This is a genomic window from Brevundimonas sp. 357 (genome assembly GCF_003938605.1).
Taxonomy (GTDB): Bacteria; Pseudomonadota; Alphaproteobacteria; order Caulobacterales; family Caulobacteraceae; genus Brevundimonas.
This window is the reverse complement of the sequence record NZ_RHWX01000001.1, coordinates 261,566-276,121: the sequence shown is the minus strand read 5'-3', so window position 1 is coordinate 276,121 and position 14,556 is coordinate 261,566. Positions and strand designations below refer to the sequence as shown.

11 protein-coding genes are annotated in these 14,556 nt (G+C 68.4%); 6 read left to right on the top strand and 5 right to left on the bottom strand.

The window, feature by feature from the left end; translation table 11 throughout:
• Positions 1–158: 158 nt before the first annotated feature.
• The 3 genes from dnaK to dapB all read left to right on the top strand — a co-directional run bounded on the left by dnaK (position 159) and on the right by dapB (position 4,212).
• Complete coding sequence (gene dnaK, locus EGK63_RS01300; protein ID WP_125899558.1) at positions 159–2,066, top strand: molecular chaperone DnaK; 1,908 nt, start codon at positions 159–161, stop codon at positions 2,064–2,066.
• Between the two features lie 191 nt (positions 2,067–2,257).
• Positions 2,258–3,466 (top strand): molecular chaperone DnaJ, encoded by a 1,209-nt coding sequence (dnaJ, locus tag EGK63_RS01295; protein WP_125899557.1) that lies wholly within the window; start codon positions 2,258–2,260, stop codon positions 3,464–3,466.
• Positions 3,463–4,212: a 4-hydroxy-tetrahydrodipicolinate reductase gene (dapB, locus tag EGK63_RS01290; protein WP_125899556.1), complete on the top strand. Its 750-nt coding sequence runs from the start codon at positions 3,463–3,465 to the stop codon at positions 4,210–4,212. The genes dnaJ and dapB overlap by 4 nt, the downstream gene beginning before the upstream one ends.
• 71 nt (positions 4,213–4,283) lie before the next feature.
• Here the strand turns inward: dapB and EGK63_RS01285 are convergent, their stop codons facing one another.
• The 3 genes from EGK63_RS01285 to coaBC are packed head-to-tail and all read right to left on the bottom strand — an operon-like array spanning position 4,284 to position 6,423.
• The gene (locus EGK63_RS01285; protein ID WP_125899555.1) at positions 4,284–4,685 is read right to left on the bottom strand and encodes a BLUF domain-containing protein; all 402 of its coding nucleotides are present in this window, start codon (positions 4,683–4,685) and stop codon (positions 4,284–4,286) included.
• A 48-nt stretch (positions 4,686–4,733) separates the two neighbouring features.
• A complete protein-coding gene (dut, locus tag EGK63_RS01280; RefSeq protein WP_125899554.1) occupies positions 4,734–5,183 on the bottom strand; it encodes a dUTP diphosphatase in 450 nt (149 codons plus the stop codon).
• 16 nt (positions 5,184–5,199) lie between these two features.
• Positions 5,200–6,423 (bottom strand): bifunctional phosphopantothenoylcysteine decarboxylase/phosphopantothenate--cysteine ligase CoaBC, encoded by a 1,224-nt coding sequence (coaBC, locus tag EGK63_RS01275; protein WP_125899553.1) that lies wholly within the window; start codon positions 6,421–6,423, stop codon positions 5,200–5,202.
• Positions 6,424–6,556: 133 nt separating this feature from the next.
• On the opposite strand from coaBC, the gene EGK63_RS01270 reads away from it, so the two are divergent.
• Complete coding sequence (locus EGK63_RS01270) at positions 6,557–7,069, top strand: S-type pyocin family protein (protein WP_125899552.1); 513 nt, start codon at positions 6,557–6,559, stop codon at positions 7,067–7,069.
• 11 nt (positions 7,070–7,080) lie between these two features.
• On the opposite strand, the gene EGK63_RS01265 is transcribed toward EGK63_RS01270, so the two are convergent.
• Positions 7,081–7,944: a glutamate racemase gene (locus EGK63_RS01265; RefSeq protein ID WP_125899551.1), complete on the bottom strand. Its 864-nt coding sequence runs from the start codon at positions 7,942–7,944 to the stop codon at positions 7,081–7,083.
• A gap of 122 nt (positions 7,945–8,066) precedes the next feature.
• On the opposite strand from EGK63_RS01265, the gene EGK63_RS01260 reads away from it, so the two are divergent.
• Both EGK63_RS01260 and EGK63_RS01255 read left to right on the top strand, forming a co-directional pair.
• A complete protein-coding gene (locus EGK63_RS01260) occupies positions 8,067–10,250 on the top strand; it encodes a M3 family metallopeptidase (protein WP_125899550.1) in 2,184 nt (727 codons plus the stop codon).
• A 370-nt stretch (positions 10,251–10,620) separates the two neighbouring features.
• Positions 10,621–11,586 (top strand): magnesium and cobalt transport protein CorA, encoded by a 966-nt coding sequence (locus EGK63_RS01255; RefSeq protein WP_125899549.1) that lies wholly within the window; start codon positions 10,621–10,623, stop codon positions 11,584–11,586.
• Here EGK63_RS01255 and ppc read toward each other — a convergent pair whose 3' ends face one another.
• A complete protein-coding gene (gene ppc, locus EGK63_RS01250) occupies positions 11,587–14,292 on the bottom strand; it encodes a phosphoenolpyruvate carboxylase (protein ID WP_125899548.1) in 2,706 nt (901 codons plus the stop codon).
• Positions 14,293–14,556 lie beyond the last annotated feature (264 nt).

Sequence of the window (14,556 nt, the reverse complement as noted above, 5' to 3'; positions counted from 1 at the left end):
CCCTATTCGTTAGGGGCTTGTCCGCCGATCCCATCCACCGCCGAACCGGGCCTCGCCCGGCGCGGCATGATTTCAAAAGCCCATCTGGGGGCGGTCACGCGCGGCGCTTGATCCAAGGCCGCCGCATCGCCCGCCGCAAGGAGTGAAAAGACAAGCCCATGGCCAAGATCATCGGCATCGACCTCGGCACGACCAACTCGTGCGTCGCCGTCATGGACGGCAAGAACCCCAAGGTCATCGAAAACGCCGAAGGCGCCCGCACCACCCCGTCGGTGGTCGCCATTCAGGACGGCGGCGAAATCCTCGTCGGCCAGCCGGCGCGCCGTCAGGCGGTGACCAACCCCGCCAACACCTTCTTCGCCATCAAGCGCCTGATCGGCCGCAACTATGACGATCCGGTGGTGGCCAAGGACAAGGGCATGGTGCCCTTCGAGATCGTCAAGGGCCCGAACGGCGACGCCTGGGTCCAGGCGCACGGCAAGGACTATTCGCCCCAGCAGGTCTCGGCCTTCACCCTGGGCAAGATGAAGGAGGCCGCAGAGGCCTATCTGGGCGAGAAGGTCACCCAAGCCGTCATCACCGTTCCGGCCTACTTCAACGACGCCCAGCGTCAGGCGACCAAGGACGCCGGCAAGATCGCCGGTCTGGAAGTCCTGCGCATCATCAACGAACCGACCGCGGCCGCCCTGGCCTACGGCCTGGAGAAGAACGACGGTCAGAAGATCGCCGTCTACGACCTGGGCGGCGGCACCTTCGACGTCTCGATCCTGGAGATCGGCGACGGCGTGTTCGAGGTGAAGTCGACCAACGGCGACACCTTCCTGGGCGGCGAGGACTTCGACCTGCGTCTGGTCGACTACCTGGCTGACGAGTTCAAGAAGGAGCAGGGCGTCGACCTGCGCCAGGACAAGCTGGCCCTGCAGCGCCTGAAGGAAGAGGCCGAAAAGGCCAAGAAGGAGCTGTCCTCGACGACCCAGTACGAGGTCAACCTGCCGTTCATCACCATGAACGCCTCGGGCCCGCTGCACCTGAACATCAAGCTGTCGCGCGCCAAGCTGGAAGCTCTGGTGGACGACCTGATCCAGCGGACGATCGAGCCCTGCGCCAAGGCGCTGAAGGACGCGGGCCTCAAGGCCTCGGACATCGATGAAGTCGTCCTGGTCGGCGGCATGACCCGCATGCCCGCCGTGCAGGAAGCCGTGAAGAAGTTCTTCGGCAAGGAGCCGCACAAGGGCGTGAACCCGGACGAGGTCGTGGCCCTGGGCGCCGCCGTTCAGGCTGGCGTTCTGCAAGGCGACGTCAAGGACGTGTTGCTGCTGGACGTGACCCCGTTGACGTTGGGCATCGAGACCCTGGGCGGCGTGTTCACGCCCCTGATCGAGCGCAACACGACGATCCCGACCAAGAAGGCTCAGGTCTTCTCGACCGCTGACGACAATCAGTCGGCCGTGACGATCCGCGTCTTCCAGGGCGAGCGCCCGATGGCCGCTGACAACAAGGTGCTGGGTCAGTTCGACCTGATGGGCATTCCGCCCGCACCGCGCGGCATGCCGCAGATCGAGGTCGCCTTCGACATCGACGCCAACGGCATCGTCCACGTGACGGCCAAGGACAAGGCGACGAACAAGGAGCAGTCGATCCGCATCCAGGCCAACGGCGGCCTGTCGGACGCCGACATCGAGAACATGGTCAAGGAAGCCGAGGCCAACGCCGCGGCCGACAAGGCCCGCAAGGAACTGGTCGAGGCCCAGAACGGCGCCGACAGCCTGATCCACTCGACCGAGAAGGCTTTGGCCGAGCACGGCGACAAGATCGACGACGCGACCAAGGCGACCATCCAGTCGGCTCTGGACGACCTGAAGTCGGCCAAGGACGGCACGGACCCCGAGGCCATTCGCGAGAAGACCAACACCCTGGCGCAGGCTTCGATGAAGCTGGGCGAGGCCATGTACGCCGCCCAGCAGGGCGGGGCTGAAGGCGACGCCGAGGGCCAACCGGCCGACGACGGCGTGGTCGACGCCGAGTTCGAGGAAGTCTCGGACACGGATGAGAAGAAGGACGCCTAACCCGGCGCCTCGCTAATGTTCGGCCCCGCTTGCCAGACGGCAGGCGGGGCCGTTTCATGAAACTTGCATCATTCGACCGGGCGCCCATGTCATCAGGCAGGCCGTCGGTCATCCGCGAACGGAACGCCTCCAGATCAAGAGAGGCAGAACAGCACCCTGGCGCGGCGGGAAAGTAAGAGGACGAACGCCTGATGGCGCAACGTGACTATTACGAGATTCTGGGGGTCGAGCGGACGGTGGACGCCGTCGTGCTCAAGAGCGCCTATCGTAAGCTGGCGATGGAGCACCACCCGGACCGCAACGGCGGCTCCGAAGAGTCCGTGGCCCGCTTCAAGGAAATCTCCGAGGCCTACACCGTCCTGTCGGACGAGCAGAAGCGCGCGGCCTATGACCGTTTCGGCCACGCGGGCGTGGGCGGCGGCGCAGGCGGGGGCAACCCCTTCGGCCAGGGCGGCGGCCAGGGCTTCCACGACATCAACGACATCTTCTCCCAGGTCTTCGGCGACGCCTTTGGAGACGCCTTCGGCGGCCGGGGCGGCGGGCGCCAGCAACAGAGCGGCCCGCGTCGGGGCTCGGACCTGCGCTACGACCTCGAGATCACGCTGGAGCAGGCCTACAAGGGCGCCGACGTTGAGATCGCCATCCCGACCCTGATGACCTGCGAGGTCTGCGACGGCTCGGGCGCCAAGGCGGGCACCAAGCCGAGCATCTGCTCCACCTGCGGCGGCGCCGGTCGCGTGCGCCAGGCCAACGGCTTCTTCCAGGTCGAGCGCACCTGCCCCCGCTGCGGCGGCTCGGGCGAGATGATCGCCGATCCCTGCACCACCTGCCGTGGCCACGGCCAGGTCCGCAAGACCCGCAAGCTCAGCCTCAAGGTGCCGGCGGGCGTGGACGACGGCTCGCGCATCCGCCTGTCGGGTGAGGGCGAGGCGGGCCAGCGCGGCGGACCGCGCGGCGACCTCTATGTCTTCCTGTCGGTGCTGCCGCACGAGCTGTTCGAGCGCGACAACCTGGACCTGCTGGTCACGGTGCCGGTGCCGATGACGGTGGCGGCCCTGGGCGGCATCGTCGACGCCCCCTGCCTGGTCTCCGACGCGTGCGACGGCAAGTGCAGGGCGGCGGTCGATGTGCCCGCGGGCGCCCAGACGGGCAAGACCGTCCGCATCAAGGGCAAGGGCATGCCGCACCTGAACGGGCGCGGTCGCGGCGACCTGGTGGTCGAGCTGTTCGTCGAGACGCCGACCGAACTGACCGCGCGTCAGAAGGAGCTGCTGACCGAACTGGCGGACTCCCTGGGCGAGACCCAGACGCCGCGCAACACCAGCTTCGCCGGCAAGGCCAAGCGCTTCTGGGCCGACATCCTGGGCGGCGACGCCGATAATCCGAAAGAGACCGCGTGAGCGACATCTTCCACGCCGGCATCTCCGGCGCCCGGGGCCGCATGGGCCGCGCCGTTTCTCAGGTTCTGGACGCCCGCGAGGACGTGGTGGTCGCCGCTCGTTTCGATCGTGGCGAGACGGTCGATCTGAAGCTGTGCGACGTCATCATCGACTTCTCGACGCCCGAGGCGTCGGTCGCCCTGGCCAAGGCTTGCGCCGAGGCGGGCGGACCGGCGCTGGTCGTCGGCTCCACCGGCCTGACGCCGGAACAGGAGGCCGAGATCGAGGCCGCCGCCGAGAAGATCGCCATTGTCATGAGCGGCAACTTCTCGCTGGGCGTGAACATCCTGATCGGTCTCGTCGAGCACGCGGCCCTGCGGCTGGACGCGCGCGACTGGGACATCGAGGTGCTGGAGACCCATCACCGGCGCAAGGTCGACGCGCCCTCGGGCACGGCCCTGATGCTGGGCGAGGCCGCCGCCAACGGCCGGGGCCGCGATCTGGAGGAACTGCGCAGCGCCCCCTATGACGGCATCACCGGCCCCCGCGAGACGGGCAAGATCGGCTTCGCCAGCCTTCGCGCCGGCGGAGTGATCGGCGAACACACCGTCATGTTCGCCTCGGAGGACGAGATGTTGACCCTGTCGCACTCGGCCATGGATCGCAGTCTGTTCGCCAAGGGCGCGGTGGCCGCCGCCGCCTGGGTGCGCAACCGCCGCCCCGGCCTCTACGACATGCAGGACGTGCTGGGTTTCCGCCAAGCATGATGCTGGGTGGGGCGCTGGCGCGCCCCTGCGCTATCGTGCGCCGCGCGGCGGCTCGCTGCCTGAGCGCGGTGTCAGGCCGGTTCGGTCAGGAGGGCGCTCATGGCATCGCGCCAGGCGATCAGGTCGTCGGAGCGCTGAGTGATCAGGCGGCTGAGCGCATCGCACCGACCGAGCGTCGGGGCGGTCATGCCCCAGGCGGGGAAGGCGCGCCGCTCGATCCGGCCGCGCGCCACGATCTCGATCTCCTCGTGCCGCTCGTCGAAATGCAGGTGCAGCATCAGGATGTCTAGGGCGGTGGGCGAGCCCTCCAGGCACTGAACGAACACGCCGTCCTGCAGGGCCAGCGCTCCCGTGATGCCGTTGCGGGCGTTCAGGAAGGCGGCGACGTGAACGATGTCGGCCATCGCGGCCGCCTCCTCGTCCGGCGCCAGTTGCGAGCGGCTACAGTAGACGAGCTGGTCCAGCGTGTTCATGACGGCTACGCTAGAGCTATATTTGCAAGGATGAAAGTGACGCTTTCGTCAACGTCCGGTTGAGCCGAAGCCGCCGCCGCCGCGCGCGGTCTCGTCCACCGCCTCGACCTCGACCATCCGGGCCTGCTCGTAGCGGGCGATGACCATCTGGGCGATGCGGTCGCCGCGCTTGATCTCGAACGGCAGCTCGCCGTGGTTGATCAGGATGACCCCGACCTCGCCGCGATAGTCGCTGTCGATGGTGCCCGGCGAATTGGGCGCCGAGATGCCGTGCTTCAGCGCCAGGCCCGAACGCGGGCGCACCTGGGCCTCATAGCCGGGTTCAAGCGCGATCTTCAGGCCCGTGGGGACCAGCTTGCGCTGACCGGGCTCCAGCACCAGCGTCTCGCCCTCGCCGATGGCGGCGCGCAGGTCCATGCCCGCCGAACCGGCGGTCTCATAGGCGGGCAGGGCCAGACCCTCGGCGTGGGGCAGGCGTTCGACACGGATGGTGGTCATGACGGGGAGGTCTCTTCTAGGCCTTGAAGTGATCGGCGATGCGCAGGGTCAGCTTGCGCGCCACCTCGGTCTTGGACTGGCGCGGCCAGGGCTCGGCGCCGTCCTGGGTGAACAGGGTCACGGCGTTGCCGTCCGAACCGAAGACCTCGTCCGAGACGTCGTTGCCGATGATCCAGTCGCACCCCTTGCGCGAGAGCTTGGCGCGGGCGTTGGCTTCCAGGTCGCTGGTCTCGGCGGCGAAGCCGACCACCAGTGTCGGACGGCGCGGACCGGGGGCGGAGACGCCCGCCAGGATGTCGGGGTTCTCGATCAGGGCCAGCGACGGCGGGCCGCCCGGCTTCTTCTTGATCTTGCCTGAAGCGACGCCGTCCACGCGCCAGTCGGCGACGGCGGCGCTCATCACGGCGATGTCGGCGGGAAGAGCCGCCTCGACGGCGGCCTTCATCTCAATGGCGGCCTCGACCCAGACGCGGGTCACGCCGACGGGCGCGTCCAGCGCCACCGGGCCGGAGATCAGCGTCACCTGCGCGCCCAGTTCGGCCAGGGCGGCGGCGACGGCGTAGCCCTGCTTGCCGCTGGAACGGTTGGTCAGGCCGCGCACGGGGTCGATCGGCTCGAAGGTCGGCCCGGCCGTGACCACGGCGGTCCGACCCGTCAGCGGGCGGCCGTCCGGTCCCGCCAGCAGGCGGGCGGCGGCGTCGAAGATGACCGGCGGTTCGGCCATGCGGCCCGGCCCGAACTCGCCGCAGGCCATGATCCCGTCGTCCGGCCCGACCATGGCCATGCCGTGAAAGCCGTCGAAGCCCTTCAGCCGCTCGACATTGGCCCGCACCGCCGGGTGCAGCCACATGCGCACGTTCATCGCCGGGGCCAGCAGCACCTTCTTGTCCGTGGCCAGAAGCGTGGTCGAGGCCAGATCATCGGCCAGGCCGTTGGCGGCCTTGGCGATCAGCCCGGCCGTGGCGGGCGCCACCACCACCAGATCGGCCCAGCGCGACAGCTCAATATGGCCCATGGCCGTCTCGTCTTCCGGCATGAACAGATCCTGCCGCACCGGATGGCCGGTCAGGGCCGCCAGCGACATGGGGGTGACGAACTCGGCGCCGGCCTTGGTCAGCACGGCCATCACCTCGGCGTCCGCCTTCTTGAACAGGCGGATCAGCTCCAGCGCCTTATAGGCGGCGATGCCGCCGCCGACGATCAGCAGGATTTTGCGGCCGGAAAGCGAGGGTGCGGTCATGGCGAAATCTGTAGCCGGGCGGGGTGACGGCGTCGAGACAAAGCGACGTCGCTGACGTTTCCGTCAATGGAACATTGCCGGAACAAAAATTGTATGCCTAACTGTGTTCGGCGGATTTTCAGGAGGGGATGCCATGCATATGCGGATGTCTGCGGCCCTGGCTGCGGCGATTCTGGTTCTGGCGGGATGCGACAGCGGCGGCTCGGCGGTCGAGACGCGGGATCGCAGCACGGCCGAGCCGGTCGGCCTGGTTTCAGAGGGGGCGCAAGACGGCGTGGCGGATGCCGCGCCGCTGGAAGCGGCCAAGCCGCCGGTCACGGCCAATCGGCGGGAAACCGCCGACGCCAAGGTGCAGCGGCTGTACGAGCGCAACGGCGCGGACTTCGGCGCCAGGTCGGCCGAGGATTATCTGCAGAAGGTTCAGGCCTTCACCGAGAGTACGCCGTCCGGCACCGAGACCGTGAAGCGGTCGAACGGCGACACCCTGTTCTATCAGGCCTCGACCAACACCTTCGCCGTGGTGGACCGCAACGGCGTGCCGCGCACCATGTTCAAGCCGGACGACGGCCCGACCTATTGGGCGCAGCAGAAGGAGCGGGCCCCGACCTTCGGCCAGCGACGCAACAGGGCGCGTTCCGCCGAATAGCGGGCCTTGTCTCAGGCCGGATCGAACGTCAGGGGCGCGCCCCAGAACTGGGCGACCAGGTCCGACTGCGGGCCGGGCGCGCCCGTGGTCAGGAAGTCGCGGCGCGACGACGAGCCCAGGTCGTACTCCGGGTGGCGGTCGAAATAGCGCTCCAGAGAGTCGGCCACGGCGGCGGGCTGGCTGATGACCTGGACGCCGGGCGGCAGGGCCTGGGCGAACAGGTCGGCCACGATCTCATAGTGGGTGCAGCCCAGGATGGCCTTGTCCGGGTGGCGGCCGATGCGGCGGCGCAGGGCGTCGACGTGGTCGTCGACCACCACCTTCAGCTCTTCCGGCGGGGCGCCCAGCTCGATCAGACCGGCCAGACCGGGGCAGGCCTCGGTGAAGACGGCCAGATCGTCGCGGCGCTTGTCGATCTCGATCTCATAGACCCGGCTCATGGCCGTGGCGGCGGTGCAGAAGACGCCGGTGATGTCGATCGCCTGCTTCTTCTCGCCTTCCAGCCGTCCGTTGCGCTCGGCCTCGAACGACCAGGGCAGGCCGGTGGCCGCCTCGATGGTCGGGACGATAATGCCCAGGACGTTGACCGGGCGGCCCAGCTTTTCGCGCATCCCCGGAATCCAGGTCTGCTGCAGACGACGCAGGGCGATGGCCGAGGCCGTGTTGCAGGCCAGGACGACCACGGAGGCGCCCGCCTCAAACAGGCGCTCGCACCCGGCGCGCGTCAGTTCGACGATATCCTCGCCGTTGCGCCCGCCATAGGGAGCGTGGGCCTGATCGCCCAGATAGATGAAATCCCGCGTCGGAAAGCGGGTCGTGAGTTCGCGGTGGACCGTCAGGCCCCCCACGCCGGAGTCGAAAACGCCTATCGCCATGAGCGGCCTTTAGACCCACGGGGTTTCGCCGTCCAATGGTTAGGATTACATCGATTGCATGCGACGGCTCCGTCATCCGGACAGGCGGCCGCGTCAGAACAACAAACGGTTGGGAGACCTGGATGCACAGACGTCATCTTCTCATCGGGGGCGCGAGCCTCTTCGCCCTGTCGGGCTGCGCCTCGGCTGGGGCCGTGGAGAACGCCGTGAGCGGCGCCGTTGCCGCCCTGACGACTGCCGATGAGGCCCGCATCGCCCGCGCCGTCCTGCCGGCCGCCGCGCCGCGCGCCGAGCTGCTGCAGCCCTGGACCGGCCCTTATGAGGGCGTGCCGCCGTGGGACAAGGTGACGGCGCCCAAGATGCGCGAAGCCATCCTGGAAGGCATCGAACTGCAACGCGCCGACATCGCCGCGATCGCGAACAACGCCGAAGCCCCGACCTTCGCCAACACCATGGCGGCGATGGAGATGGCGGGCGAGCCGCTGGACCGCGCCATGAACGTGTTCAGCGTCATGACCTCGAACATCGGCGGCGAGCAGTGGGACGTGCTGGAGACCGAGCTGTCGCCGATCCTGTCGGCCGCCTCGGACGAGATCACCTTCAACGAGAAGCTGTTCGCCCGCATCAAGGCCGTGGCCGACGGCGCCGACGCGGCGGGCTTGAACGCCCAGCAGAAGCGTCTGGCCGAACGCAGCCGCGACGCCTTCGTGCGCAACGGCGCCGCCCTGAACGCCGCCGGCAAGGCCGAACTGGGCCGCATCAACACCGACCTGTCGAACGCCTTCACTGGCTTCGGCCAGAAGGTGGTCGCCGACGAGAACACCTGGACCGTCATCGCCAATGAGGCGGGTCTGAAGGGCCTGCCGGACTCGAACAAGGCCGCCGCCGCCGCCGCCGCGCGCACGCGCAACGTTCAGGGCTGGGCCATCGTCAACACCCGCTCCAGCGTCGATCCCTTCCTGACCTTCGCTGACGACCGCGCCCTGCGTCAGCAGGTCTGGACCAAGTTCGCCAAGCGCGGCGACAACGGCGACGCCAACGACACCAAGTCGACTATCGCCCGCATCGTCGCCCTGCGTCAGCAGCGCGCCCGCCTGCTGGGCTTCGGCAACCACGCCGAATGGCGCATGCAGGACACCATGGCCAAGACCCCGGCCGCGGCGATGGACCTGATGCAGCGCGTCTGGGCCCCGGCCAAGGCCCGCGTCGCCGAGGAGGTCGCCGACATGAAGGCGATCGCCGGTCACGACATCGAGCCGTGGGACTACCTCTACTACGCCGAGAAGGTGCGTAAGGCGAAGTACGACCTCGATCAGAACGAGCTGAAGCCCTACTTCGAACTGCACGCCGTGCGCGCGGCCTCCTTCTACATGGCCGAGCGCCTGTACGGCTTCGTCTTCAAGCAACTGCCCAAGGGAACCGTCTCGACCTTCGAGCCGGACGTGACCACCTATGAGGTCACGGACAAGGCCACCGGCAAGCTGATCGGCCTGTTCTACGCCGACGACTTCGCCCGTCCGGGCAAGCGTTCGGGCGCCTGGATGACCACCTATCGCTCGTTCTCGAAGCTGACGGGTTCGAAGCCGATCCTGGCCTCGAACAACAACAACTTCGTCAAGGCGCCGGACGGTCAGCCGCTGCTGATCTCGTTGGACGACGCCGAGACCCTGTTCCACGAGTTCGGCCACGCCCTGCACTACTTCTCGTCGGTGGTGACCTATCCGTCGTTCGGCAACACGCCGCGCGACTTCGTGGAATACCCGTCGCAGGTGCACGAGCACTGGGTGCTGAGCCGCCCGATCCTCGACGGCTACATGAAGCACGTCGAGACCAAGCAGCCGATGCCGCAGGCGCTGGTGGACAAGATCGAGGCCTCCTCGACCTTCAACCAGGGCTACGCCACGGTCAGCTACCTGTCCTCGGCCCTGGTCGACATGGACCTGCACACCCAGGCGACGCCGCCGACCGACATCGACGCCTTCGAAAAGGCCTCGCTGGGCCGTCTGGGCATGCCCAAGGAGATCGTGATGCGGCACCGCCTGCCGCAGTTCAATCACCTGTTCACCTCAGACGCCTATTCGGCCGGCTACTACTCCTACCTGTGGTCGGAAGTGATGGACGCCGACACCTGGGCCTACTTCGAGGAGTCGGGCGACGTCTTCAACCCGGACATCGGCGGCCGCTTCAAGTCGATCATCCTGGCGCCGGGCAACACCACGGACCGCGGCGACGCCTATCGCCAGTTCCGCGGCCGCAACCCGGACGTGGCGGCCCTGCTGAAGGTGCGCGGCTTCCCTGTTTCCTAAGGGGCCTACCGCTCATTTTGAGTGGCCTATCGGCCTTCGGCCTGCTTGAGGCCGTTGGCTAACAAAGTTGAAGGGGCCTGGTGGAGAAATCCGCCGGGCCTTTTCTTATGCCTGTTCTCACGCCGTCATCCTCGGGCTTGACCCGAGGATCGGACGGTCAGCCTGCTCAGCGATGATCGGACGCGCGCGCGTCGGCGCTTGATCCTCGGGTCAAGCCCGAGGATGACGAAGAGGGAGAAGTCTCGACGGCGTCGGTGTTCATGCTAAGCCTTGGCTGTGTCACGGGTCGCGTCGCGTCGAGACCCGAAGGGCGGCGCGAAGCGGCCAAGGCGGAGCTTTCTGATCGCGGCCCAGCAAAGAAGGAGCGCCCATGAGCGTCGTCGCCTCCTACGTCTACAAGGACGGCAAGCGGGTGCGCGAGGCGCCGCTGACGGATCAGGGCCTGGCCTTGGCCAAGGGCGAATACCTGTGGATCGGCCTGCATGAGCCGACGGACGATGAGTTCGACGTTCTGGTCCGCCGCTTTCACCTGCACCCCCTGGCGGTCGAGGACGCCTTGACGGCGCACCAGATCCCCAAGCTGGAGGTCTATGGCTCCGAGCTGTTCATCGTCGCGCGCACGGCCCAGGCCAAGGGCGATCGCATCCTGTACGGGGAGACCCACGTCTTCGTCGGCCCCAACTACGTCATCACCATCCGTCACGGCTCGGCGCGCGCCCATACCCAGCTGCGCGCCCAGCTGGAGGCCTCGCCGCACCAGTTGAGCCACGGGCCGGATTTCATCCTGCACGGGGTGCTGGACTTCATCGTCGACGGCTACATCCCCATCATCGACGCCATCGAGGACAAGGTGCTGGAGATGGAGCAGGTCGCCCTCGACAGCTTCCTGTCGCGCGCCGACATCACCCGCCTGTTCCAGCTGCGCCGCGAACTGCTCAAGTTCAGCCGGGTGCTGGGGCCGATGGAGGAGGTCTGCGTCAAGCTGCAGTCGCTGGACCTGCCCTGCATCGACCGCGAGGTCCGCCCTTACTTCCGCGACGTGGCCGACCATGTGCGTCGCGTCGCCAGCCGGGCGGCGGGCCTGCGCGACATCCTGGCCTCGGTGTTCGAAGTGTCCAACCTGCTGGAGCAGCAGCGCCAGGGCGTGATCACCCGCAAACTGGCCGCCTGGGCCGCCATCCTGGCGACGCCGACGGCGGTGGCGGGCATCTACGGCATGAATTTCGACTACATGCCCGAGCTGCGCTGGACCTATGGCTATCCGGCGGTGCTGGCCTTGATCGTCGCCATCTGCATCGGCCTGTACGTCACCTTCAAGCGGACCCGGTGGCTGTGATCAGCCGCTGTTCCTGAGGCCCGCGGCCACGCCGTTGATGGCCAGCAGGATGCCGTTGCGGACGCGCGGGTCATCGTCGCCTGCGCGGCGGCGGCGGATCAGTTCGATCTGCACATGGTTCAGCGGCTCGACATAGGGCATCCGCTGGCGGATCAGCCGGTCCAGTTCGGGCTGGCCGCCCAATAGAGCCTGTTGGCCGGTGATCGACAGGACGGCGGCGACGGTGCGGTCCCACTCGGCGCGGATGGCGTCATAGATGCGCTCGGCCAGGGCGGCGTCGGGGACCAGGCCGGCGTAGCGGCGGGCGATGGCCATGTCGGCCTTGGCCATCACCATCTCCATGTTCTGGACCACGGTGCGGAAGAAGGGCCAGGCCTCGGCCATGGCGCGCAGTTCGGCCGGGTCTTCGCCCTGAACCGCCGAGCCGAAGCCGAACCAGCCGGGCAGCATGACCCGCGACTGCGACCAGCTGAACACCCAGGGAATGGCGCGCAGATCCTCGATGGCGGGTGAGGCCGTGCGGCTGGCCGGGCGCGAGCCGATCTTCAGGTCGGCGATCTCGGCGATGGGGGTGGCGGCGCGGAAATAGTCGACGAATCCGGGCGTCTCATAGACGAGGGCGCGATAGGCCTTCATCGAGGCGGCGGACAGGCGCGCGGCCGTGGCGCCGTGCTGGGCGCTGTAGCCCGCGTCGGACTGCGGCCCCAGCGAGACCAGCAGGGCGCCGCAGGTCAGGGCGTCCAGGTTGCGCTGGGCCACCTCCGGCTCGCCGTATTTGTTGGCGATGACCTCGCCCTGTTCGGTGACGCGGATGCGGCCCGCGACGGTGCCGGCGGGCTGGCCCAGAACGGCCGAGAAGGCGGAACCGCCGCCCCGCCCCACGGCGCCGCCCCGGCCGTGGAAAAGCTGCAGCCGCACCCCCGCCGCGCGCGTGACCTCCAGCAGGGCGCGCGAGGCCTCGTGCAGTTCCCAGCCCGAGGTCAGGTAGGAGCCGTCCTTATTGCTGTCGGAATAGCCGATCATCACCTCCTGCACCCCGCGCGCCTCGGCCACGGCGCGAGCGGAAGGCTCGGCCAGGACGCGCTCCAGCGTGGCGCGGGCGGCGCGCAGGTCGTCGATGGTCTCGAACAGGGGCGCGGCCTGGATGGGACAGGCGCCGGGGGCGGCCGGGTCGTAGAGACCGACCTCCTTGAGCAGCAGATACACCTCCAGCATGTCCGAGGCGGCGTCGGTCTTGGACACGATATGGGTGCGGATCGCCTGCGGTCCGAAGGTCGCCAGGGCCTCGGCGGCGGCCTGAAGGATGGCGCGCTCCTTCAGCGTCTCGGCCGCATAGTCGGCATAGTGTGAGAAGAGGGGACGGGGACTGGCCAACTCGCGCGCCAGCACGGCCAGCCGTTCGACTTCGTCCAGGGCGGCGTAGTCGGGGCAGACGCCCGCGACCTTCAGCAGGTCGGAGACCACGCGCTGATGCACGTCCGAGTTCTGGCGCAGGTCCAGCGTCGCCATGTGGAAGCCGAACACGTCCGCCGCCGTGATCAGCCGCGCCAGCCGGTCATCGGCGAAGACGGCGCCGTGGGTCCGCACCAGACTGTCGTGCAGCACGTTCAGATTGGCGCGGAAGGCGTCGGGGCCGTCGTAGGCCGGGGCCTCGAAACGGGCCGGGCGCGGCGTCGGCTCGCCGGTCAGGGCGGGGTGGGCGGCCGACAGGCGGGCGTATATCTGGCTGAGCGCCCGGCGATAGGGCTCGTCCGCGCGCTGGATGGAGGCGTCGCCGGATCCCTTGGCCAGGGCGGCCAGTTCAGGCGTGACGCGGCTCAGGTCGATGGACAGGCTGAGTTCGGCGCCCAAGGCGTGCACCTCGTCCAGATAGAAGCCCAGCGCCGCGCGGGCTTGGCTGCGGAAGGCGGCGCGCAGGGTGTCGGCGTCGACGTTGGGATTGCCGTCGCGGTCGCCGCCGACCCAGGAGCCGATGCGCACGAAGGGCGTCAGATCCGGCGCGTCCAGCAGGCGGCGCCACTCGGCCAGCTGGGCCGGGGCGACATGCAGGAAGATGCGCTGTAGCCAGTCGACCACGGTGTCGATCTCGTCCTGCACCACCAGGGCCGATGCGCGGGTTAGCCGCGTGGCCCAAAGGATGACGATCTGACGGCGCAGGGCCGCCTTCAGGGTTTCGGCGTCGCAGGCGATCCCGTCGCGGTCGCAGCCGTCCAGTAGCTCGCCGACCGCCGTGGTGCGGTCGATGACGCTCTTGCGCCGCACTTCGGACGGGTGGGCGGTCAGGACCGGCGAGATCAGGGCCTGGGCCAGCAGGTCGCGCACCGCCGCCCTGTCGGCGCCCGCCTCGGCCAGACGCTTGAGCGCGCCCTCGGGAGTGTCGGCCCGTTCGCCCGCCTCGGCCTGGGCCTGGGCGCGGCGCTTGCCCGCCCGGTCCTCGGCGACATTGGCCAATAGGGAGAAGGCGGCGAAGCCGTGCGTCAGGCCGATGGCCTGATCCAGCGACAGCTCGCCCAGCAGCCGCTCCAGCTCCGAGGCGCCGTCCGATCCCGGATCGCGATGATAGGCCACCGAGGCCTGACGCACCGCCTCGATACGGTCGTAGAGCGCCTGGCCGCCCTCGTCGCGGATCACCTCGCCCAGCAAGGCGCCCAGCAGCCGGACCTCGTCGCGGAGACGATCATGGGGAAACTCGGAGGTCTGGGTCATGTGGATTGTCTCTCAGCGGGGAGGCCGGGCAGGAACCGTATCAGCGGGATCCGAACGCGCCAGCCCATGCTGCAACGCAGAAACCCTTCGTGTGGTCGCCTTTCGTCGCGAGAAACGGAGTCGACATCACCTTGCTTTTCCGCCATAAGCCGCGACTTCCGGCGCAATTGAACCTGCGCCTCCACCGGGACGACCCCATCCTTTCATGGATGGATGAGCCCGGAGAGGGCCTCTGTCGACGTGATCGTTCGCAGAGGTCGCCCG

Coding starts and splice junctions, on each gene's coding strand:
- dnaK (WP_125899558.1), top strand. CDS start 159: ATGGCCAAGATCATCGGCATCGACCTCGGCACGACCAACTCGTGCGTC.
- dnaJ (WP_125899557.1), top strand. CDS start 2,258: ATGGCGCAACGTGACTATTACGAGATTCTGGGGGTCGAGCGGACGGTG.
- EGK63_RS01285 (WP_125899555.1), bottom strand. CDS start 4,685: ATGAACACGCTGGACCAGCTCGTCTACTGTAGCCGCTCGCAACTGGCG.
- dut (WP_125899554.1), bottom strand. CDS start 5,183: ATGACCACCATCCGTGTCGAACGCCTGCCCCACGCCGAGGGTCTGGCC.
- coaBC (WP_125899553.1), bottom strand. CDS start 6,423: ATGACCGCACCCTCGCTTTCCGGCCGCAAAATCCTGCTGATCGTCGGC.
- EGK63_RS01270 (WP_125899552.1), top strand. CDS start 6,557: ATGCATATGCGGATGTCTGCGGCCCTGGCTGCGGCGATTCTGGTTCTG.
- EGK63_RS01265 (WP_125899551.1), bottom strand. CDS start 7,944: ATGGCGATAGGCGTTTTCGACTCCGGCGTGGGGGGCCTGACGGTCCAC.
- EGK63_RS01260 (WP_125899550.1), top strand. CDS start 8,067: ATGCACAGACGTCATCTTCTCATCGGGGGCGCGAGCCTCTTCGCCCTG.
- EGK63_RS01255 (WP_125899549.1), top strand. CDS start 10,621: ATGAGCGTCGTCGCCTCCTACGTCTACAAGGACGGCAAGCGGGTGCGC.
- ppc (WP_125899548.1), bottom strand. CDS start 14,292: ATGACCCAGACCTCCGAGTTTCCCCATGATCGTCTCCGCGACGAGGTC.